This window comes from Pedobacter folensis (assembly GCF_056490665.1).
On the sequence record NZ_JBWJIF010000001.1, the window covers coordinates 1047719 to 1069616 of the forward strand.

20 protein-coding genes are annotated in these 21898 nt (G+C 39.4%); 12 read left to right on the forward strand and 8 right to left on the reverse strand.

Translation table 11 applies throughout. The features are described from left to right. The first annotated feature begins 448 nt into the window (after positions 1-448). The gene (gene mnmA, locus AC04QZ_RS04245) at positions 449-1540 is read left to right on the forward strand and encodes a tRNA 2-thiouridine(34) synthase MnmA (protein WP_086546529.1); all 1092 of its coding nucleotides are present in this window, start codon (positions 449-451) and stop codon (positions 1538-1540) included. Between the two features lie 361 nt (positions 1541-1901). Here mnmA and AC04QZ_RS04250 read toward each other — a convergent pair whose 3' ends face one another. Next, the gene (locus AC04QZ_RS04250; RefSeq protein ID WP_057934638.1) at positions 1902-2216 is read right to left on the reverse strand and encodes a hypothetical protein; all 315 of its coding nucleotides are present in this window, start codon (positions 2214-2216) and stop codon (positions 1902-1904) included. 294 nt (positions 2217-2510) lie between these two features. Between AC04QZ_RS04250 and AC04QZ_RS04255 the strand changes: the two genes are divergently transcribed. Beyond that, positions 2511-2873: a response regulator transcription factor gene (locus AC04QZ_RS04255; RefSeq protein ID WP_086546530.1), complete on the forward strand. Its 363-nt coding sequence runs from the start codon at positions 2511-2513 to the stop codon at positions 2871-2873. Between the two features lie 91 nt (positions 2874-2964). Here the strand turns inward: AC04QZ_RS04255 and AC04QZ_RS04260 are convergent, their stop codons facing one another. Continuing rightward, on the reverse strand, positions 2965-3561 hold the full coding sequence (locus AC04QZ_RS04260; RefSeq protein ID WP_086546531.1) for an FMN-dependent NADH-azoreductase: 597 nt from the start codon (positions 3559-3561) through the stop codon (positions 2965-2967). 119 nt (positions 3562-3680) lie between these two features. Further along, entirely contained in the window at positions 3681-4376 is a 696-nt protein-coding gene (locus tag AC04QZ_RS04265) for a DUF4142 domain-containing protein (RefSeq protein WP_478356705.1), read from the reverse strand. Positions 4377-4544: 168 nt separating this feature from the next. On the opposite strand from AC04QZ_RS04265, the gene AC04QZ_RS04270 reads away from it, so the two are divergent. Then, positions 4545-4859 carry a hypothetical protein gene (locus AC04QZ_RS04270; protein WP_478356706.1) on the forward strand — a complete coding sequence of 105 codons (315 nt, stop codon included), beginning with the start codon at positions 4545-4547 and terminating at the stop codon, positions 4857-4859. A gap of 51 nt (positions 4860-4910) precedes the next feature. Here AC04QZ_RS04270 and AC04QZ_RS04275 read toward each other — a convergent pair whose 3' ends face one another. Continuing rightward, positions 4911-5735 carry an ion transporter gene (locus AC04QZ_RS04275; RefSeq protein WP_086546534.1) on the reverse strand — a complete coding sequence of 275 codons (825 nt, stop codon included), beginning with the start codon at positions 5733-5735 and terminating at the stop codon, positions 4911-4913. Between the two features lie 31 nt (positions 5736-5766). Next, positions 5767-6618, reverse strand: a complete 852-nt coding sequence (locus AC04QZ_RS04280; RefSeq protein ID WP_478356707.1) for an SDR family oxidoreductase — start codon at positions 6616-6618, stop codon at positions 5767-5769. Between the two features lie 191 nt (positions 6619-6809). On the opposite strand from AC04QZ_RS04280, the gene AC04QZ_RS04285 reads away from it, so the two are divergent. Beyond that, a complete protein-coding gene (locus AC04QZ_RS04285) occupies positions 6810-8159 on the forward strand; it encodes an alpha-L-fucosidase (protein WP_478356708.1) in 1350 nt (449 codons plus the stop codon). A 209-nt stretch (positions 8160-8368) separates the two neighbouring features. Here AC04QZ_RS04285 and cobA read toward each other — a convergent pair whose 3' ends face one another. Next, complete coding sequence (gene cobA / locus AC04QZ_RS04290; protein WP_478356709.1) at positions 8369-9133, reverse strand: uroporphyrinogen-III C-methyltransferase; 765 nt, start codon at positions 9131-9133, stop codon at positions 8369-8371. A 253-nt stretch (positions 9134-9386) separates the two neighbouring features. Between cobA and nirB the strand changes: the two genes are divergently transcribed. The 7 genes from nirB (at position 9387) to AC04QZ_RS04325 (ending at position 20140) form a co-directional block, all read left to right on the forward strand. Further along, positions 9387-11900, forward strand: a complete 2514-nt coding sequence (nirB, locus tag AC04QZ_RS04295) for a nitrite reductase large subunit NirB (protein ID WP_478356710.1) — start codon at positions 9387-9389, stop codon at positions 11898-11900. A gap of 37 nt (positions 11901-11937) precedes the next feature. Next, entirely contained in the window at positions 11938-12285 is a 348-nt protein-coding gene (gene nirD, locus AC04QZ_RS04300; RefSeq protein WP_029276048.1) for a nitrite reductase small subunit NirD, read from the forward strand. A 58-nt stretch (positions 12286-12343) separates the two neighbouring features. Beyond that, complete coding sequence (locus AC04QZ_RS04305) at positions 12344-12739, forward strand: hypothetical protein (protein ID WP_478356711.1); 396 nt, start codon at positions 12344-12346, stop codon at positions 12737-12739. A 32-nt stretch (positions 12740-12771) separates the two neighbouring features. After that, entirely contained in the window at positions 12772-14136 is a 1365-nt protein-coding gene (locus AC04QZ_RS04310; protein ID WP_478356712.1) for an MFS transporter, read from the forward strand. Between the two features lie 36 nt (positions 14137-14172). Then, positions 14173-17724, forward strand: coding sequence for a molybdopterin-dependent oxidoreductase (locus AC04QZ_RS04315; protein ID WP_478356713.1), 3552 nt, complete (start codon positions 14173-14175; stop codon positions 17722-17724). A gap of 424 nt (positions 17725-18148) precedes the next feature. Beyond that, a complete protein-coding gene (locus tag AC04QZ_RS04320) occupies positions 18149-18655 on the forward strand; it encodes a nitrate reductase associated protein (RefSeq protein ID WP_086546540.1) in 507 nt (168 codons plus the stop codon). Between the two features lie 3 nt (positions 18656-18658). Further along, on the forward strand, positions 18659-20140 hold the full coding sequence (locus AC04QZ_RS04325; RefSeq protein WP_478356714.1) for a rubredoxin: 1482 nt from the start codon (positions 18659-18661) through the stop codon (positions 20138-20140). Here AC04QZ_RS04325 and AC04QZ_RS04330 read toward each other — a convergent pair. Next, positions 20135-20719 (reverse strand): molybdenum cofactor guanylyltransferase, encoded by a 585-nt coding sequence (locus tag AC04QZ_RS04330; protein WP_478356715.1) that lies wholly within the window; start codon positions 20717-20719, stop codon positions 20135-20137. The genes AC04QZ_RS04325 and AC04QZ_RS04330 overlap by 6 nt on opposite strands. Before the next feature lie 11 nt (positions 20720-20730). Then, the gene (locus AC04QZ_RS04335; RefSeq protein ID WP_478356716.1) at positions 20731-21375 is read right to left on the reverse strand and encodes a Crp/Fnr family transcriptional regulator; all 645 of its coding nucleotides are present in this window, start codon (positions 21373-21375) and stop codon (positions 20731-20733) included. A 237-nt stretch (positions 21376-21612) separates the two neighbouring features. Between AC04QZ_RS04335 and AC04QZ_RS04340 the strand changes: the two genes are divergently transcribed. Then, positions 21613-21813, forward strand: coding sequence for a hypothetical protein (locus tag AC04QZ_RS04340; protein WP_086546544.1), 201 nt, complete (start codon positions 21613-21615; stop codon positions 21811-21813). Positions 21814-21898: the final 85 nt, after the last annotated feature.

The following is a 21898-nucleotide window of genomic DNA, read 5'->3' on the forward strand; positions in this document are numbered from 1 at the left end:
CGCGCATTTACTCCTTTAAGACATTTAATTGTTTGCGCTCGATCCAAACGCACGGATAAATAACCTGGCAATTTGATGATAGCATTAATTTAAGGGTTAGAAGCAGCGACCCAGATTAAATAAACCCCCGCCTGCAAGGGGCAGGTGAAAGAACGGAAAGCCCGCAGCGAGGTACGAGTGAGGACTTGAAGGGATAGCAGGACTGCCGACAGCCATTAACACCGGACCACTCATTTTCAAAACTATTGACCTCCTAAGCCACCTGAGAATAACTAAGCGATAAATTGCTAACCATCCACATCATGTACCTTTTAGTTCAACCCCTCAACTTTTGAAAACCCCAAGAAACTCTTAAAAACTGGTTCGCGGATAGCTTTTTACAAGTAACTGACTTGCTTTAAATAATTTCAGCTAAATAAACCTTATTTTTGCATCCAATATTTTTAAGATGAGTAAACACGGTAGAATTCTGGTTGCCATGAGTGGCGGGGTTGATAGTTCGGTAGCGGCGGTAATGTTGCATGAGCAAGGTTATGAGGTTATTGGATTAACCATGAAGACCTGGGATTATGCTACTTCTGGTGGTAGCAGTAAGGAAACTGGCTGTTGTTCATTGGATAGTATTAATGATGCCCGTACACTTGCCGTAAACTATGGTTTCCCGCATTATATCCTGGATATCAGGGATGAATTTGGCGATTATGTAATTGACAATTTCGTTGATGAATACCTGGCGGGAAGAACGCCAAATCCATGCGTTTTGTGCAATACACACATTAAATGGGAAGCTTTACTAAAACGTGCCAATAAACTCGACTGCGAATTTATTGCAACGGGACATTACGCCAATATCCGTCAGCAAGACAGCGGCCGTTATGTGATTTCGAAAGGAAAAGACGAAAACAAAGATCAATCTTATGTATTGTGGGGCGTTTCGCAAGAAAATCTTTCGCGTACTAAATTCCCATTGGGCAGTTTTGCAAAATCTGAAATCAGACAGATGGCTTTGGATATGGGACAGGAAGAACTGGCCAAAAAATCGGAGAGTTACGAAATCTGTTTCGTTCCGGATAATGATTACAGGGCTTTCTTAAAACATAAAGTAGAAGATTTAGAAGACAGAGTAGCCGGCGGAAATTTTATTTTAAGTAATGGAATGGTCGTTGGACAACATAAAGGTTATCCCTTTTATACCATTGGCCAGCGTAAAGGTTTAGGTGTTGCCTTTGGCGAACCTATGTTTGTAACGCAAATCCTGCCAGAAAGCAATACCGTAGTTTTAGGTAAAGCCGAGGAGCTTGAACGCCGCGAAGCGATGGTACGCAATATTAACCTGATAAAATATGCGAGCATTGAAGAACCCATGAATGATGTGATTACCAAAATCCGTTACAAAGATGCGGGTATGTTAAGTACAATTGTTCAGGAAAAGGATAAAATGCGCGTTGTGTTTGATCATAATGTTTCGGCTATTGCACCAGGTCAATCGGCAGTATTTTACGAAGGAAATGATTTGTTAGGTGGAGGATTTTTAGTTTAATTACCTACTATCCTATTGTTCGGTACATTGGCGTCATTCTCCTACAAGATAGACCCTGAAATAAATTACCTTCGGTGAGCTCGCTAAGGCTCGGTTCAGGGTGACGACCGAAAAAGAAAACAAAAAACGAGTTGCCGTTTGGCAACTCGTTTTTTGTTTATTGATTATCATGCATACTAGAACGATGCGTCATGCTGAATTTATTTTACAAGAAGAAATAGTGTTTTCAATTGTCTTGTAGCTACCATGTGGTCAGCATCTTTTGTAATTAATTAATTAATGAGTTACAATCATATTAAGAGTTATTATCATAATGTTAGATCCTGAAATAAATTCAGGATGACGAAACGATTAAATATTATTACTCATTTCCCTTAAAAACATTAATCGATGCCGTTTTCCAGTGAATGTAACCTAAATTACCACAGGTTTGGGCTACAAAGTTTTCTACATCCTCCGGCACATCGTTAACTACACGCCACCTAATTTTATACTTTGGATTATAACTGATATAAACCACCAAATCATCACTACGCTGCCCGATGGCATGTAAATGCTGTAAATGAATATCCTGCAGATCTGCAGCAGCAATCCGCAGTCTTTCATTCATGATTTTACCTAATGAAAGATCTGGTCTAAAATCTGTTTCGAATATGGCTAAAACGGTAACGGTCATAGAAAAAATAAATATATCAGCAAACAAACCAAGCTAAAAGCTTTTTGTTTAAAATCATCAATTAAATACATGGAATTACCGCTTAGATATTCCCAGTATTCTGTCTCTCCAAAAGCAAATCTATACTAAAAAAATTAGTATCAAAATTTATTTTCATATTTTTTTTAGTCAGCGTAAAAATTATAGAAACGCATGACACGCGCCGCTAAGAAGGTTAATAACTCTAATATTGTGTATAACTATCTTAAACATCTGATAGCTAGATGAGTTATCTATATAATAAAAGTAGAGCTTATGAAAAAGTGCATCTATGTAGTAGAAGACAATCCGAATATCAGGGAAATCATCGAATTTTTATTAATCGAAGAGCTTTACGAGGTAAAGACTTGTCCAAACACCAACGATTTTTGGCTTCAAATGAGTAAACACCTGCCAGATATGGTAATTCTTGACATCATGTTACCTGATGGCAACGGGCTGGATATCTGTAATACCCTTAAGCGAAACATTAAAACACATGATATTCCGGTCATGATGATGTCGGCCAATAACCACTTAAATGCCGTTAAGGCTAAATGTGATGCGGAAGATTTCATCAACAAACCTTTCGATCTGAACGATTTTGTTAACAGAGTAGATAAATATTTACTCAACTAAGCAAAAATGAGGATGTATCATCAATATATTTTATCACCCTGAACTTGTCGAGGGGCAAGACTATACAATTAATACATCCTCATTCTTTTTTTTAAAGCACGATGCTTTCAACCGCTTTATCCAGCGCCTCATCTTTCAGGTTAGGCATACTTAAACCTTCAGCCCTGATTGCCGTAATATCTACCATACCCATAAAACCCAGTACCGATCTGAGATACGATTCGGTAAAGTCGTAAGCCTTCATAGGCCCCTCCGAATACACACCGCCTGAGGAAATGGCCAGATAAACTTTTTTGTTTTTAACCAAACCTTCAGGGCCTTTTTCAGAGTAACTGAATGTCTGACCTGCACGAGCAATGTGGTCAATCCATGATTTTAAGGTAGAAGGAATACCAAAATTGTACAGCGGTGCACCAATTACAATCGCATCGGCATTTTTAAGTTCAGCAATGGCTTCGTTAGAATGTTTAATGGCTTCCGCAAATTCTGATGTATGGTTTTCTACTGGCGTAAAGAAAGAATTGATATGCACCTCCTCCAAATGTGGAAAGGGTGTATCAGTTAAATTGTGCGTAATTAAACTGCTGCCAGGATTTGCGGCCTGTAATTTTTCTACAATGGCATTTCCCAATTTAATGCTGAAAGATGCTTCGCCTCTTGGGCTTGATATAAGATGTAATATTTTCATTTTTTTTGCCTTTTTATGTCTGGCAAAATTATAGATACGAAGTATCAAAAAGGTATTACTATACCAGAGGATAGTGCTATCCTTTAGTATAGCTACTAGTCTACGCGAAGAAAAAAAGCCTATTTATTGGATTTATCAGCCAAAGCATAAACTTGTTTTAAATGCTTTCTTAAGGTTGGTAAATATTTATTTACATATGCTTTAACATCATTATCGGTAGATTTCGATGCTTTCTCAAATAGTGCAACCGCATCTTGATGATCAACAAGCATTATCTCGATATAAGCTTTATCAAATGAAACCCCGTTTAAATTATTTAATCTTTCGATCGCATTGGTCACGTCAGCTTCAGTAACACCATTCGCAGTTTTTTTCGCCAGTCCAGTATTACCTGCCTCACCTCCCGCATTTTTGGTTCTTGAGGTATCTTTCATATTTTCAGGTGATGAATCTACCCTGCCATCAGGCCTTTGCCCACCTTCGGGCGTATTCATTGGCAAATCAACCTTTTTAAGTTTTGCCAATCCCCTTAATTCTTCATTAGCCTTGGTATGATGATCAACCATCATCTGGCCAAACGCTTTAACCTTTTTATCGCTCGCTTTATCTGACGCAATTTTACCAGTTAACATTTCTTTCATCCCTGCAATAGCTGCCTGTTGCAAAAATTGAGCGGTGGTTAAACTATCTTGTTGATTAATGTAATCAAATGATCTTGCATAATGCCAGTAGGCTTTTGCAGCAGCATTAAATGAAGTAGCTGAAATAATCATTCCCACTACTGCTATTTTCCTGGTATTGAAATGGTTTTTCATTGTTAAGTAATTAAGGTAAATGCATGAGTAAAACCCCTTTACCATTTAAAAAGTTTGAGCAAATCATATCCATCTTTTAAAAACCTTACAACACCAGTGGTTTAAGATTTAAAATTTTCTTTAAACTTAACCTGATCTGAATCTGTTCTACTATAAAAGACTTTTACTATGGAAAATCTAGAAAACAATCAACCTGAAGAAGAAATTCAAAACATCGAACAGTTTCAGATCAACCGTTCGGAAGGAAATGCAGCCGATGGCCACGCTTCTCCGGAACAAGCCGAAGATGACGCATATACGGAGGATGAAGTTCCGTTTGCGGATGGAGAAGGAACACAGCTAAATGAAGAAATCAATGATCCGGAAGACGAAGAAGATGAAGATGATGACGAAACAGAAACGGATGACTATAACGAATCTGACATAGAAGAACTGGATAAAGATCCAAATGCCTACGACGAGGAAGATAGTGAAATGTTATAAGCTTATTATGTCTCTTATAAAAGGTGCCAGATCAGCAATTATCTGGCATTTTTATTTAAATAGCGATGATCCGCAATACTTGCAAAACAAGGCATCGCTATCGTGGCCTTCCCTACTGCAGCTCGGGCACGATTCGGGTAATTCTTTTTTCTGCCTGGCTGCAAGAGCAATATCATGGGTAATGATACCTGTGGGTACTGCAATAATCGCATAACCGATTAACATCACTACAGAAGCTACAAATTTACCCAAAGGCGTAATGGGCGAAATATCGCCATAACCAACGGTTGTAATGGTTACAATGGCCCAGTAAATACTTTCGGGAATATTCGAAAACCCATTTTCGCGCTTTTCTACCAAATACATAATAGAGCCCAGAATAACAGTGATGGTTAAAACCGTTAGCAGAAATATGCTGATTTTACGCACGCTATTCTTCAATGCCTGGGTGAGGAAATTAATCTCGGTTAAAAAATGCCCGAGTTTAAATATCCTGAAAACCCTGAGCAACCTCAACGCCCTGAAAACCAGCAGAGATTGCGCACCAATAAAAAATATACTTAAGTAAGACGGCAATAAAGCAATCAGATCAATAATCCCTAAAGGACTGATTACATATCGGATTGGTTTTTTAATGCTCACCAACCTTAAAATATATTCTATGGTGAAAAGTGCGGCAAAAACCCACTCCATAATGTTAAACAATTTGCCATAATGCAGGTGAATGCTGACCACACTATCGAGCATCACGACAATAATACTGGAAAATATGGCAATTAACAGACCTACATCAAAAGCTTTACCCGCAGGTGTATTCGATTCGTAAATTATTTCGTGAAGTTTAAAACGCCAATCTTTAGATGAATCTGATGCCATAGTTTTTAGGTAGATTTAAAGGTAGCAGAAATTATCCGTTAACCACTTCTCCGCCGTTAACATGTATAACCTGTCCGGTGATAAAAGAAGCATCATCCGAAGCGAGAAAAACATAAGCCGGAGCAATCTCTGAAGGTTGCCCTGCCCTTTCCATCGCGGTTTGTGATCCAAAAGATTTAATCTTTTTTTCATCAAAAGTAGATACAATGAGGGGTGTCCAAACCGGGCCTGGCGCAACGGCATTTACCCGGATGCCTTTTGTCGCTAAGTTTGTGGCCAGCGAACGTGTAAAAGAAGTGATTGCGCCCTTGGTAGAAGAGTAATCGATTAAATTTGGCGATGAGCGGTAAGCGGTTACTGAAGTGGTATTGATGATGCTGTCACCAGGTTTAAAATGCTCAAGCAACTCGTGCGCAAAATAAAAATAACCAAATATGTTGGTACGGAACGTATCCTCAAGCTGTTTGTTATCGATTTTTTTTGGATCTTTTTGTGGAACCTGCATCCCGGCATTATTAACCAGGATATTAATTTTCTCAAATTGTTTAATGGTGTTTTCCACTGCCTTTTTGCAAAAAGCAGGCTTTTTAACATCTCCTTTAATCAAGAGGCACTTTTTCCCCTCTGCCTCAACCATCCTTTGGGTCTCTTTCGCATCAATATCTTCATTTAAATAAACAATGGCTACATCGGCACCTTCTCTTGCAAAATGAACTGCTACCGAACGACCGATACCACTATCTCCACCGGTAATGAGTGCAACCTGATTATTCAATTTCCCCGCTCCCCTATAGTTTTCTTTAATCACCTCGGGTCTTGGATTCATTTTGGCTTCTATGCCTGGTTGCTGATGTTGTTTGGCAGGTGTTTTTTGGCTTTTCATCACGATTAGTTCATCTAAGTATTTATAATACCTGTTAAACAAATTTATTGCCTGCAAAGTTTGCCGAACTGGACATGATCATTAACATTTTAAAACCAATTCGACTTAATATTTTGCTCATATCCGATCATTTTAGAAGCCCGCACCTCCTTAAATTAGCTTTTTAATCCCTAACCAATAGAAATCACACAATGAGAAAAACAATTTTATCAGTTTTGGTGATGTTAAGCCTAATCCTACCTGGCTTTGCTCAAAAACGCTTAGGCAATGAAACTGCAGCCCAAAAAACCAAACGCATGGAATGGTGGACAGATGCCCGCTTCGGCATGTTTATTCACTGGGGCCTGTATGCATTGCCAGCTCGCCACGAATGGGTAAGAAACTATGAACGCATTACCAACGAGAATTATCAAAAATATTTTGATCAGTTCAATCCCGATTTGTTTAATCCAAAACAGTGGGCAAAAGAAGCTAAAGCTGCCGGCATGAAATACGCCGTTTTAACGACTAAACACCATGAAGGCTTTGTGCTTTTTGATAGCAAATACACGGATTATAAAGCAACCAATACACAGGCAAAAAGAGATTTGGTAAAAGAATTTGTAGAGGCTTTCCGTGCTGAAGGTATAAAAGTAGGTTTCTATTATTCTCTTATTGACTGGCACCACCCCGACTTTACCGTAGACAAGGTTCATCCTTTACGACCTGAAAAAGAATCTGAAGAGGCTTATGCTGCCTTAAATAAAGGCAAGGATATGGCCAAGTACCGCAAGTACATGTATAACCAGGTTACAGAATTATTAACCAAATATGGTAAGATAGATATTCTCTGGGCAGATTTTTCATACCCTGGAAAAAATGGTAAAGGTCGCGATGATTGGGGTTCGGTTGAGCTATTGAAACAGATCAGAAAATTACAACCCGGAATTATTGTTGATAACCGCCTCGATTTAAACGACTATGAAGATGGTACAGATTTCGAAACGCCGGAACAGGTTAGTCCGAAAGAACTGGAAAAATACCGCGGTAAAGTTTGGGAAACCTGCCAAACCTTTTCAGGCTCATGGGGATACCATCGGGATGAAAATACCTGGAAAAGCAATAGAAAATTATTAGATCTATTAATCACCTCTGTCGCAAACGGGGGCAATTTATTACTAAATGTTGGTCCTACTGCACGCGGTGAGTTTGATAACCGGGCAAACATTGCTTTAGACAGCTTAAGCCTTTGGATGCATGCCAATTCGAAATCTATCTACCATTGTACTTTTGCCCCGGTAGAATTTAAAGCACCTGAAGGTGCAAAACTTACGTATAACAACGACACTAAAAAACTATATGTGCATCTGTTCGAATATCCAAATACGGGCTACATTACGCTGGATGGCTATAAAGACAAAGCAAAGTATGCACAGTTTTTACACGATAACTCTGAAGTACAGATTGATGCGCAAAAATCGACCGGAAACACACTGGTATTAAAGCTACCAAAGAAAAAACCCAACTTCGAAATCCCGGTAATTGAACTGACGTTAAATTAATCTACCTATATTAATGATTCGCCTGCAAGCTAAACCTTGCGGGCTTTTTTATGGATAACGTTTAGACAGTTAACTCTATTTAACTGACCATTAAAACTTAAGGGCGTTAAGATTTTAGCATCGCATAAGCAATCAATTATGAATCTATAAACCATTACAAATATACTAATAATCAAGAACCAATGAACTAATGAACCAATAAACCCTTACTAAGCCGACAAAAGTTCTCCCTGATTTAAGTTCGCATAAGCTTTAGCCTGCACCACGTTACCAATGATAATAATTGCCGGGTAAGTTAAACCAGCCTTTTCTGCAGATTCCTCCAAATGCTGAACCGAACAGACTACTTGTTTTTGATTGGGTAAGGTAGCATGTTGAATAATTGCAGCAGGCATTTCACCTAAACCCGCATCGCAATAAGCTTTAGAAATTTCGCCTACTTTTTTCATACCCATATATATAACAACGGTAGCCGAACTTTTCATGGCACATTTCAGATCATCGGTTAAACTTCCGTCCTTTTTGGTTCCGGTAAGGATCCAGACACTTTCACTAATTCCACGGTGTGTTAAAGGGACATCGATAAAACCAGCCCCCTGCATACTACTGATACCTGGAATATAATGACATTTAATCCCTCTGGCCTCTGCATAAATCAATTCTTCGAATCCCCTGCCGAAAATAAAGGGATCTCCACCCTTTAAACGCACCACAACCTGATAATTCTGGGCATTTTCGACAATTAATTCATTTATTTTCTCTTGTGGCGTGTATTTTCCATAAGGTTGCTTGCCAACATAGATCATTTTACATGCTTTCGGAGCAATTTCCAGTAATTTTTCATTACTTAAGTTATCATAAAGTATAACTTCTGCTCTTTTTAACACATTAAAAGCTTTCATTGTGATTAATTCCGGGTCACCAGGACCTCCACCCATTATAAAAAGTCCAAAATCAGTAGTTTTTTGATCCATAATTTTAATGATTTAACTATTTAAGAATAAAAGTGATGAAAATTTATTAAAAAATTAAATATTTTATGATAAAAATCACACTTTAACAACTTTTAATACAATTAAAGACTATATTTGACTATCAAAAATCATATAAATATTAAATTTTATGATTTAAAAAGGATTATTTAATAAAAATTACATTAAAACAAATAATTCGAAACAAAAAACAACCAATAAAACTAAAAAAAAACACTAAACACCTTTAAGATTTATGAAAGAACCACAAATAATCGTAATAGGAAATGGAATGGTGGGATATAAATTCTGTGAAAAGCTTAGATCCAAAACTTCTTCTTTTAATCTTATTGTTTTTGGAGAAGAACCTCGCAGAGCTTACGATCGTGTTCATCTAAGTGAATATTTTAATGGCAAAACAGCCGACGACCTCTCTCTTTCTACAGAAAACTGGTACCAGGAACAAAATATTACCTTATTTCTTAATAATCCCATTACCAAAATAGACCGCGAACTTCAAAAAGTTTATACCGCCAATGGTTTAGATTATAGTTACGACATTCTTGTTTTTGCCACAGGGTCCGGTGCTTTTGTTCCGAATATTCCTGGAATCGAAAAAGAAGGTGTGTTTGTTTACCGTACGATAGAAGATCTCGACCTGATTAGCAATTATGCAAAAAAGGCCAAAACCGCGTCAGTTATAGGAGGTGGACTATTGGGACTAGAAGCTGCTAAAGCATTGATAGATTTAGGCATCGAAAAAACAAGCATCATCGAATTTGCACCGCGCCTAATGCCAAGACAAATTGATGCTGCCGGTAGCGACATGCTTAAATCTAAACTGGCTGATCTGGGTTTACAGATCCATTTAAATAAAAATACCACGAGTATTGAAGGCGATGGTCGTATTACGGCATTAAAGTTTAGTGATGATACTGCTTTGGATGTTGATATGCTAGTGATTTCTGCCGGTATAAAACCCCGCGATGAATTGGCGAAAGCCTGCGGCATTGAGGTTGGTCCACGCGGAGGAATTGTAGTTGATGAGAAAATGCAGACCAGCGATCCCGCTGTATTTGCCATTGGCGAATGTGCTTTATATGATGGAATGATTTATGGTTTGATTGCTCCAGGTTATGAAATGGCCGAAGTGCTGGCCGCAAACCTTTGCGAAGGTGATAAAACTTTCACCGGATTTGATATGAGCACCAAACTTAAACTGATTGGCATTGATGTAGCCAGTTTTGGCGATAATTTTATTACTGAGCCAGATTGCCGCACCATCATTTTCGAAAACAAACACAAAGGCGTTTATAAAAGAATAAATGTTAGTAATGACGGGCAATACCTTTTAGGAGGTATATTAATTGGAGATGCAACAGCGTATAACCTGCTGTTGCAGACCTCTAATAACCGCATTGTATTACCAGAAAACCCAGAAGAACTGATACTGGGTGCACGCGGAGGAAGCGAAGCTGCTGGCGGCGCCGGAATTACAGGTTTACCAGACAGCGCATTAATCTGTAGTTGTGAAGGCGTTAGTAAAGGCGATATCTGCACCGCAGTCGCTGATGGCACTTGCGAAAACATTGATGACCTGAAAAAATGCACCAAAGCAGGTACAGGTTGTGGTGGTTGTTTGCCGATGGTAAAAGATTTAATGACTTATACCTTAAAGTCGCAAGGTAAATATATCAAGAATGTAATTTGTGAACACTTTAACTATAGCAGACAAGAACTTTTTGACCTTATCCATATCCACGAATTAAAAAGTTACGACGAGGTATTGGATGCATTAGGCAAAAACGATGGTTGCGAAGTGTGCAAACCATTGGTATCCTCACTCCTTGCAAGTCTTTGGAACGAAATGATCCTTAAAAAAGGAAACGATGTGGCTCAGGATAGCAACGATCGTTTTCTGGCCAACATTCAAAAAGGTGGCTCATACTCAGTAGTACCAAGGGTTCCGGGTGGAGAAATTACACCCGACAAGCTAATTGTAATTGGCGAAGTAGCTAAAAAATATAATCTGTACACCAAAATTACAGGTGGTCAGCGGATAGACCTATTTGGCGCACACCTTAACGACCTGCCCATTATCTGGGAGGAGTTAATTGCAGCAGGTTTTGAAAGCGGACATGCTTACGGAAAGGGCTTAAGAACAGTAAAAAGCTGTGTTGGCAGTACATGGTGCAGATTTGGTTTACATGATAGCGTGAGTTTCGCCATCAGAATTGAAGAAAGATACAGAGGCATCCGTGCGCCACACAAATTTAAATCAGCGGTAAGCGGCTGCATCAGAGAATGCGCAGAAGCCCAAAGCAAAGATTTTGGCATTATTGCTACTGAAAAAGGCTGGAACTTATATGTATGCGGAAATGGCGGGAGCAAACCGCAACACGCCCTTTTATTGGCAACAGACCTCGACAGCGAAACCTGCATTCAGTACATCGATAGATTTTTGATGTTTTACATCCGCACTGCCGATCCGCTTACCCGAACAGCAACCTGGCTGAACAAAATGGAAGGCGGAATAGACTACCTGCGGAATGTAATTATCAACGATAGTTTAGGAATGGCGGCACAGTGGGAAAGCGAAATTGAAAATTTAATCGCCACCTATAAATGCGAGTGGAAAGAAGCGGTAGAAAATCCGGCCATCAGAAAAAGATTCTCTCATTTTGTAAATGCGCCCGAAGAAAAAGACCCAACTATAGAATTTGTAGAGATGCGTGGACAAAAAAGAACCGCCGAATGGAAAACATTTTAATCAATAATCTTTAACAAACCTTATAAAACCCAAAATTATGAATGAACAATCAAATTGGCTAGCAGCCTGCCGAGTCGAGGATGCCATTGAGAACGGTGGCGTTTGTGTAAAACATGGTGAAGATCAGATTGCACTTTTCTATTTCACCAGAAGAAACGAGTGGTATGCCACTCAAAACGAATGCCCGCATAAAAAGCAGATGGCATTAAGCCGTGGAATGATTGGCTCCACTACCGATGAACCTAAGGTAGCCTGCCCTTTTCACAAAAAAACATTCTCATTGAGCACTGGCGAATGTTTAAGTGGCGACGAATGCGCCATAAAAACCTACCCTGTAAAGATAGAAAACGGAACTGTTTATATTGGCACAACGCCAAAATCTTAACCTGACCCAGTAAGATTTAAACTTTTCTTGATAAAAATTTAACCCAAACCAAACCGACATGAAGATTTCTAATTATGTAGCCTTAACAGGCTGCCTTGCACTTACCTTGTTCTTTTTTCCTGCTAAATCGCAAACTAAAGCTGTTTTATTCGATGGTACTATCGTTGCCGGCTACGTTGATCACGGTGCTTTTATCAACTGTACCGGACCGAGCATAAAATTCAGCAAAAAACCCTATACCGTTTTATTGGGATTACTTCCAAGTTTACGGATCAAAGAAGATAAAGTGGCTGCCGGTGTGCCTAAAAATGCAGCCCTTACCCCTAACCTTGGCTTTGGCTTAACTGCAGCCTTTCGCCACATCGCCTTACAAGTACCCTTATACTACAACCCTAAAACTGCAGTCAAAAATGGCGAATGGAACGTTGGCGTAGGTTTAGGCTATAAATTTTAAATAACCCATTGATCACGCTTAAATCAACCATTATGACACAGCATACTACTCAACCACTAGATAAACTGAATATATTTTCGCTTAAAGGTGTTCAGATGAAGACCTTTCACATCACCTGGTTAACTTTCTTCTTCTGTTTCTTCGCCTGGTTCGGGATGGCGCCCCTGATGAAGATAGCGAGAGAGCAGCTCCATCTGACCAAAGATCAGGTAGGTAACATCCAAATTGCATCAGTATCGGCCACCATTATTGCCCGTTTACTGATCGGAAGATTGATTGACAAATTTGGCCCTAAACTGATCTATACCTGGCTTTTGGTACTTTGCGCCATTCCGGTTTTATTAATCGGAACCAGTAATTCTTACACTTCCTTTTTACTATTCCGCCTGGCCATTGGCGTAATTGGTGCATCATTCGTAATCACCCAATTCCACACCTCGATTATGTTTGCTTCGAACATCAAAGGAACTGCAAATGCAACAGCAGGCGGCTTTGGTAATGCCGGTGGTGGTGCCGCCAATTTGTTTATGCCATTAATTGCATCCGGAATTACGGCTTTAGGCTTTTGCAGCACAGAAGATAGCTGGCGTTATGCCATGATTTTCCCAGGTATCATGCTTTTAATCTGTGCCTTTTTATATCACCGCTATACTTTAGACACCCCAAAAGGTGATTTTAAAGACCTTAAAGATGAAAGCATCAAAAGCAACAAAAACACCTTCTTAATTGCAGCGAAGGATTACCGCACCTGGATTTTAACCATCGCTTATGCCGCATGTTTTGGCGTAGAAATTACGGTAGACAACTTTGCACCAATCTTTTTTACAGATTCATTTGGCGCAACCATAGCAGTTGCCGGAATGGTTGCAGGCATTTTTGGCTGGATTAATATTTTTGCCAGGCCACTGGGTGGCATTGTTGCCGATAAAATTGGCAAAACCTGGGGATTTGATGGCAAAACACTTTTGCTCGCTTTATTGCTTTTGGTAGAGGGAATCGGTTTAATCTGGTTCGCAAAATCGGGGAATATCGGCATGGCTATTTTCATGATGTTTGTTTTCGGCCTGAGTTTAAAAATGGCCAACGGAGCAACTTACAGCCTTGTTCCTTTCATTAATCCGCTTGCAGTTGGTAGCGTAGCCGGTATTGTAGGCGCCGGTGGAAATATCGGTGCCATGCTCATTGCCTTTATGTTTAAAGCTAAAGCCAGTCATGCGGCTAAAAATGTAATCGAAAATGGCCATAACGTTCAAAAAGACCTGATTGATTATACCAGCGCTTTTACTTTACTTGGTTTTATTATCCTTGGAATTGGCGTTGCAGTATTCATCTTCAGAACCATTATGGCACAAAAAACAGCAGAAATAGAAGACCTGGTACTAACGCCCAGCAAATAAACAGCGCCAACAACACCTATTATACAAGCAGATCATTTGAAAGAAGAAAAAAACATATCGCCAAACAAAACGACTACCTGCTGTTACTGCGGAGTGGGTTGTGGCATTGTGGTCAATAAAGATATCCATGAGCGCATCACTGTAGAAGGAGACAAAAACCATCCTGTAAACAAAGGTATGTTGTGCAGTAAAGGCATGAATCTTCACTATACAGCGAACGATAAAAGCGATAGGCTGCTTTACCCCGAAATGCGCTACAACAAAAACATGCCCCTCCAAAAGGTAAGCTGGGATACCGCACTGGAAAGAACAGCAGCAGTTTTTAAAGCATTGATTAAAAAACATGGTCCCGATAGTGTGGCTTTCTATGCCAGCGGACAATGTTTAACTGAAGAATATTACGTAGTAAATAAATTAATTAAAGGATTTATCGGTAGTAATAACATCGATACCAACAGCCGCTTATGTATGAGCAGTGCGGTTGTTGGTTATAAAATGAGCCTTGGTGAAGATACCGTGCCCATTAGTTATGATGATATTGAAATTGCCGATTGTATTTTTGTTGCAGGCGCAAACCCGGCATGGTGCCATCCTATCCTATGGCGCCGTGTTGAAGCCGCAAAGGAGAAAAATCCTGATTTAAAAATCATAGTTAGCGATCCCCGGAAAACACAAACCTGTTCGCTTGCCAATGTCCATTTACAGCTTAACCCGGGCACTGATATTACCCTTCACCATGCCATTGGCAGGTGTTTAATAGAAGATGGAAAAATTGATGCTGATTTTATAATCAACAGCACCAATGGTTACGAAAAATACCACGCCACCGTTTTTGAAACCTCAGTAGCCGAGGCAGCAGCTATTTGTGGCATCAAAGAAAGTGATATCCGTTTAGCCGCATCTTACATCGGCAATGCAAAAGGTTTTATCAGCATGTGGACGATGGGACTTAACCAAAGCGTGGTGGGTACCCATAAAAACCTTTCATTAATTAACCTAAACCTGATTACCGGCCATATCGGCAAACCTGGAAGCGGACCATTTTCGCTTACGGGACAACCAAATGCCATGGGTGGCCGCGAAGTTGGCGGTTTAAGTAATTTATTACCTGCACACCGCGTTTTAGCCAACGAAAGTCACCGTAATGAGGTTGAAAAATTTTGGCAGATCCCATTGGGTACCATACAAGCTAAGCCAGGCTTAACCGCCACCGAAATGTTCGATGAACTAAATACCGGAAAACTCAAAGCTGTATGGATTTTATGCACCAATCCTTTAATCAGCCTGCCCGATGTTCGTGTAGCCGAAGAAGGATTAAAAAAAGCAAAATTTGTAGTCGTTCAGGACATTAGCAACAAAGTAGAAACCTTAAAATATGCCGATGTAGTTCTACCTGCAGCGGCCTGGGTAGAAAAAGAGGGTACCATGACCAATGCAGGTCGTTATATCTCTTACCTCAGTAAAGTAACCGAAGCACCTGGAGAAGCTTTAGCAGATTCAGAAATTATCTGCCGGTTTGCAAAAAAAATGGGTTATCATGGTTTCGACTTTCAAAACGCTTCCGAAATATACGATGAGCATGCAGCTTTAACCGAAGGAACCAATATTGATATCAGCGGCCTCAATTATCAGATTTTAAAAGAAAAAAGAGCTGTTCAATGGCCATACCCAAAAGAAGAAAAAGCATTTGGAACAGCCAGGTTATTTACCGATCACCAGTTTTATACCCCTGACAAAAAAGCCAATATCCTGTCATTTGATGATCAAAACCAATCAGAAGCTTTAACCCCTGAACATCCGCTGATTTTAACCACCGGAAGAATCAGGGATCAATGGCATACACGGAGCAAAACAGGTAAGGTAAATAAACTGAACCAGCACATTAGTGAGTCATTTTTAGAAATTAACCCCATTGATGCCGAGATTCGGAACATTAAAGACAGCGACATCATCGAAATTTCAAGTTTGCGGGGAAATGTTCGTGTAAAAGCAAAATTTTCTGAAGATATTAAACCCGGAGTAGTTTTTATGCCCATGCACTGGGGAAAAATCTTAAAAAGTGATTTAAACCGGGTGAATAACCTCACGAATAACCTGGTCGATCCACAGAGCAAAGAACCTGATTTTAAGTTTAGTGCAGTAGAAGTAAAACTGTACAAAAAAGCGCGACAAAAGATCATTGTGATTGGGGCAGGTGCAGGCGCCTGTGGTTTTGTTAAAAGTTACAGGGCTTTAAATACCGAAGATGATATCGAAATTTTTAGCAAAGAAAATTTCCCCTTTTACAACCGGGTACTTCTCCCCGATTATATTATTGGCACTTTGCCCTGGCATAACCTCATTAAAATGAGCGATAGCGAGGAAACCGATTATAGGATTAAACTGCACCGGGGGTTGGGTATCGACAAAATTAACAAAGAAGATAAAACCGTTACCGATAGTAATGGCGAAATCCACTCTTACGACGTTCTGCTTCTGGCCACAGGAAGCAGGGCTTTTGTGCTTAAAGATATCCCTAAACTAAATGGTATATTTACGATGCGCAGTCGTAACGATGCCGACAGCTTTAAAAAACATGTTGATACCACAAATGGGAAAGTTGTCATTGTTGGTGGTGGACTACTGGGGATCGAACTGGCCACTTCACTGGCCGAAACCGGCTCAAAAGTGACCATCATCCAAAGGATATCGAGATTAATGGGGCGCCAGTTAGACGCACTGGGCAGTCAATTACTGCATGAAGAATTGATCAGCAAGGGCATCGAAATTTTCTATAACGATGAGGTAGACCGTATTATCGGCGAAAAAAGCATTTCGGGCATGCGTTTAAAAAGCGGATTATTAATCGATTGCGAATCTCTGGTAATCGCCATTGGCACGGTGCCTAATACCGAACTGATTAAAGAAGCCGGTATAGAATGCAAAAGAGGTGTTGTAGTGGATGAATACCTGAGGACCAATGAAAAGGATATTTATGCCATTGGCGAAATTGCCGAATTTAAAGGCCAGATGTATGGCATTACCGCAGCAGCAGAACAACAGGCCGAAATCGTGGCACGTTTTCTTTGCGGAGATATTGCGAAATTTTACCAGGGCAGCTTGCTCATGAATATCCTCAAAATGCACAGTTTAGAACTCTGCTCTTTAGGCCTGGCCGAGATACCCAATAACGACCCTACCTACGAAGAAATTGTTTTTATCGATAAAGCAAAACGGTACTATAAAAAATGCATTGTACACAACGATAAACTGGTTGGAGCGATATTAATTGGCGACAAAAGTGAATTCCTGGAGTTCAGAAACCTGATCGAAAATAAAATGGAGCTGAGTGAAAAAAGGCTTCAGTTATTAAGGAGTGGTAAAACCACAGAGCCAATTATTGGCAAAACCGTTTGCAGCTGTAATAATGTTGGCGAGGGCAATCTGATCAATAAAATAAAAGATGGCTGTAAAGATCATTTGCAGCTCTGCCAGTTAACAGGTGCGGGAATGGGCTGTGGCAGTTGCCGGCCAGAAGTAAAGGCAATTTTGGATTCGTTTGTAAACGTTTTAAAAACAGAACCTAAGCCGGTTTTAGCAGATACATGATAAGTTTTGGCGATCCGTCTTCCTGTCCCGAATGTTTCGGGCCCAGGATCTATCCGGTAAAAAAGATGCTGAAACGAGTTCAGCATGACGTAACGCATTGAAACATTAAAGAGATGATTAAAATAAAGAAATGATAGATTTCGGTGATTCTTCATAAGCTTGTATCATAATACGAGTTGTCATCCTGAGCTTGTCGAAGGACTTTGATTAAATACCCTTTGATGTGTTTCGGCTATTTGTCCCGATTCTTCGGGAAGCAATCTTTATCGTAGGTTGGAAAGATTGCTTCGTCGTTCCTCCTCGCAATGACGATCGATTTTTGGAAATTGTCATTAGTAAACGACCAGGAATACAATAAGCTTTAAGATTCCCGCCTGGGCGGGAATGACGACAGATTGTTAAAGAATATTTATAATTAAACAAAATGATGAAATTAAAAATGGGTCCTTCAGAATTTAAAAACCTTAAAGGGATTGAATATTTTAAGTTCGAAGAAGATTTTATTGAAGAAAATATGCGTTGCATTCCTATGGTTGTCCGTTTTAAGATGGATGCTGCAGGAATAAAGTTAAAATTGGCAGAATGGAGCAAATTTCATCCATCAGAAAGAATCCAGCTGGCGCTATTACCGGTTTCAACTCAGGAACAAACAGATAAGTACCATCAATTTCTGATAGGCCTGATTACGAAATATACCGGAAACCAGGCTACAACAATGGCGATCGACCCTTTACCCGACTGGGGAAATTTGCATCAAATCCCTTCGATGCTGAGCGAAAAATCGGCCGAGCTGCAACTTCAGCTTTCCATAAACCAGTGGCGTAAACTCACCAATATCCAAAGGTTTGCACTTTTAAAATTATGCCGTCCAGGACACGAAAACAAGAACTTCCCTAAAGCAATAGTAGAATTTGGACTTCTAAACAGTTAAGCTATGTATCAAACCATCATCATTAACTTTCCAGGTGGCATCATATCACCGGGCAACCTGTACAACATTCTGGTTGCAGCAACAAAAGCAAGGATACAATATGTTCGTTTTGGGCTCCGCCAGCAGTTATTGATTGATACGACAACCTACAATATTGACATCTTTACGGGTGAAATGAATAAACTCGGGATCGATTATGAAGTAGACAGCAATAATTTCCCGAACATCATCAGCTCTTACCCAGCTGAAGAAATTTTTATCCGTAAAACCTGGCTTACCGAAGGTGTGTATAAAGATATTTTGGATGACATCGATTTTAAACCATCCATAAAAGTAAATATCTGCGATAGTGACCAGAGTTTCAGGCCCATGCTAACAGGCAATATCAACTGGATTGCCTCTTCACAATCAGAACATTACTGGCACTTGATTATTCGCTTTCCAAAAACCAATGTAACCTACGAGTGGAACCAACTCTGCTACACCAATCATATCGCTCAGGTAACCAAAGCATTAGAAACTATCATTAAAAACAACCCCACAAGCTTTGTGGATAATGCCTTGGCTAATGGCGAAGATCTTTTTGCACAATTAGATCCAGAAAACCTCATCCTTAAACCAGCTGAAAATACGGTATCCTTATCTTCATTCAACCTGCCTTACTACGAAGGTTTAAACCGTTACAACAACAAATATTGGTTGGGGATTTACAGGCGTGATGAACTTTTCAGCATTGCATTTTTAAAGAAACTGTGTCAACTTTGTTTAGACACCAAACTCGGTCAGTTGTGTTGTACTTCCTGGAAAACCATCATTATAAAAGGGATTGACGAGAAAGATAAAAACCTTTGGAATGCGCTGCTTGAAGAATTTGAGATTAATATGAGGCATGCAGCCAACGAGCTAAATTTCCAGGTAGAAGATAACTGCAACGAAGGTTTGGCATTAAAAAGCTTTCTGGTTAAACATTTAAGCATTGATGATACCCGAACATTTGGGATCTGCTTCGGCATTAAAACCCGTAAAAAAAGTGAGGTTTTTAGCAGTATCCTGATCCAAAAACGCCACTTGATTGATGTATTGGGATTAAAACTATTCCCCGTTTATGATATCCTTTGTGCTAAAGATTTTAATCCCAATGAACGTACCGGTGAGATTTTTAGCCGAAGTAACCCCAGCTTTCTGTTGCCAGAACAAATAAGGCGTTCGATATTCAAGTTCTATAAATATCGTTTAAATGCCATCAAAACAGGTAAACAAAAACAAAGCTTTCAAACAGAAGAAACTATAATAAAAGATGGCGATTTTCTATATCAATGTAATAACTGTTTAACTGTTTATAATGAGCGGATCGGAGAAACTGAAAACAACATTCATCCGGGCACAGCATTTAAAGATTTACCGGATGATTATTGTTGCACGCTTTGCGAGGGAGAGAAAAATAATTTCACTAAAATTGATCAATCCGCTTTGCAATTATTATAAGCCATTAATTTCGGCATGAGAATTAAAATTCCCGAAGTAACGATAATCAGCGTCATCAACCACAATTTCACAAACATGCAAATTGCTTAAAATGTATTTCATACTGTGTTTAGGCAAACCGCTGGTTTGAAGCAGGTGCATTATATTTTTCAAACCTGCAGCTTTATAAATCCCGCACAAGGGTTCTTGCTGCTTATCCTTAATGAAAATATAAGCATCAAAAGAATGATCAGTTTTAAATGAATGGATAAGTTTTTCCAGCATTCGGGCCTCCATCATCAGCATATCACAGGCCAATAAAAACAAATCTTCTTCAGGATTTGATAAATGGGCAGAAAGCACACCTAATAATGGCCCTCTGATATCAAGTGAAGGATCGTCTACAATTAACTGCTCCTTCCCAAAATAACCTGCATAGGTTTCTTGCTGTGATGGATTAACTGAAAATTTTACGGGAAGGTCAAGCAAGTTTAACTTATCGCATGCCACCTGCGCCCATAGTTTATCCTGATGGCTGAGTAAACCCTTATCGGTGCCCATCCGTAAACTCTGTCCACCGCATAAAACGATTCCCAACATATAAACCTTAATTATTTGTTACTCAAATCTGTCAGCCCGGCTTCGTTTAAAATACCGATTTGCTTTCCTTTCACTACGATTAACTTTTCAGCAAGCAGTTCATTCATGGTCCTAAAAACGGTTTCGTAAGTTGCGCCCGTAAAAGCAGCCAGATCCTGACGGCTTAATGCTAAATTTAAAAATCCTTCAGCATCCAATCCAAATTGATCCCTCAGTCCTAAGATAGCCACGGCAAGCCTTCCTTTAACCGACATGAGTGCTAAATTACGCATTTTCTTTTCCGAGGCATGCAGTTCGTCAGCATAAAACATTAATAAACCGTAGGCAAATTCCTGGTTTACTTTTATGGTGCTTTTAAAAAAATCGATGTCAACGAAACAAAGTTTAGTGGTTTCTAAAGCCGTTGCCGATATCGGATAGGTGGAAATACGGCTGCTGATTCCCCGATGTCCGATTATCGCCCCATCGTTTGCAAATCTTAAAATCAGTTCCTTATCGCCCCATTGTTTATGCACTTTTACATTGCCCGAAGTCACAAAGTAAACACCGCTCACCGGATCACCTTCTTTGATAATTACTTCCCCTTTTTTAGCAATAAAATTCCGTTTGTGGGCCTCAATGGCAGGATGCCATTCTTTTAGCGTAAGTTGGCACATAAAACAGGTTTTTAGATCGCAGCTGCTATTTTTCTTCATATTAATCAGGGATGTTGGGTAAAAATAGCAAATGATTGCACAATTATATGCCTATGGTGTGCAAATTCAGTGATTCTTCACTATTGTTGAAAATTTTATGAGAATAAAACTCATTGAAATAGAACACTTAGCATTTTTTACAGGCAACCTTACCGCAAAGATGTTTAAAGATATGCCATCAAATCATAATTTTGTGTTATGGCAAATACAAACGTTAGAAAATCAATCCAGAATAAGATCGAATCATTAGGTAAGGAAATCGAAACCTTACAATCAGAATTAAAAAGATGGGAAAAAATTGCAGCAGATTACGAAACCAATTCGGAAAGCATTGATTTAATTTTATCGATACAATTACCAGAAAAACCTGAACCAAAAGCTAAAAAGGTAAAATTGTAAAAGGATTTAAAAAAGAAAACCCGGGCAAATGTCCGGGTTTCCTTTTTTAACAAATCGTCGTCATCCCGACTTTGCTCGAAATGAC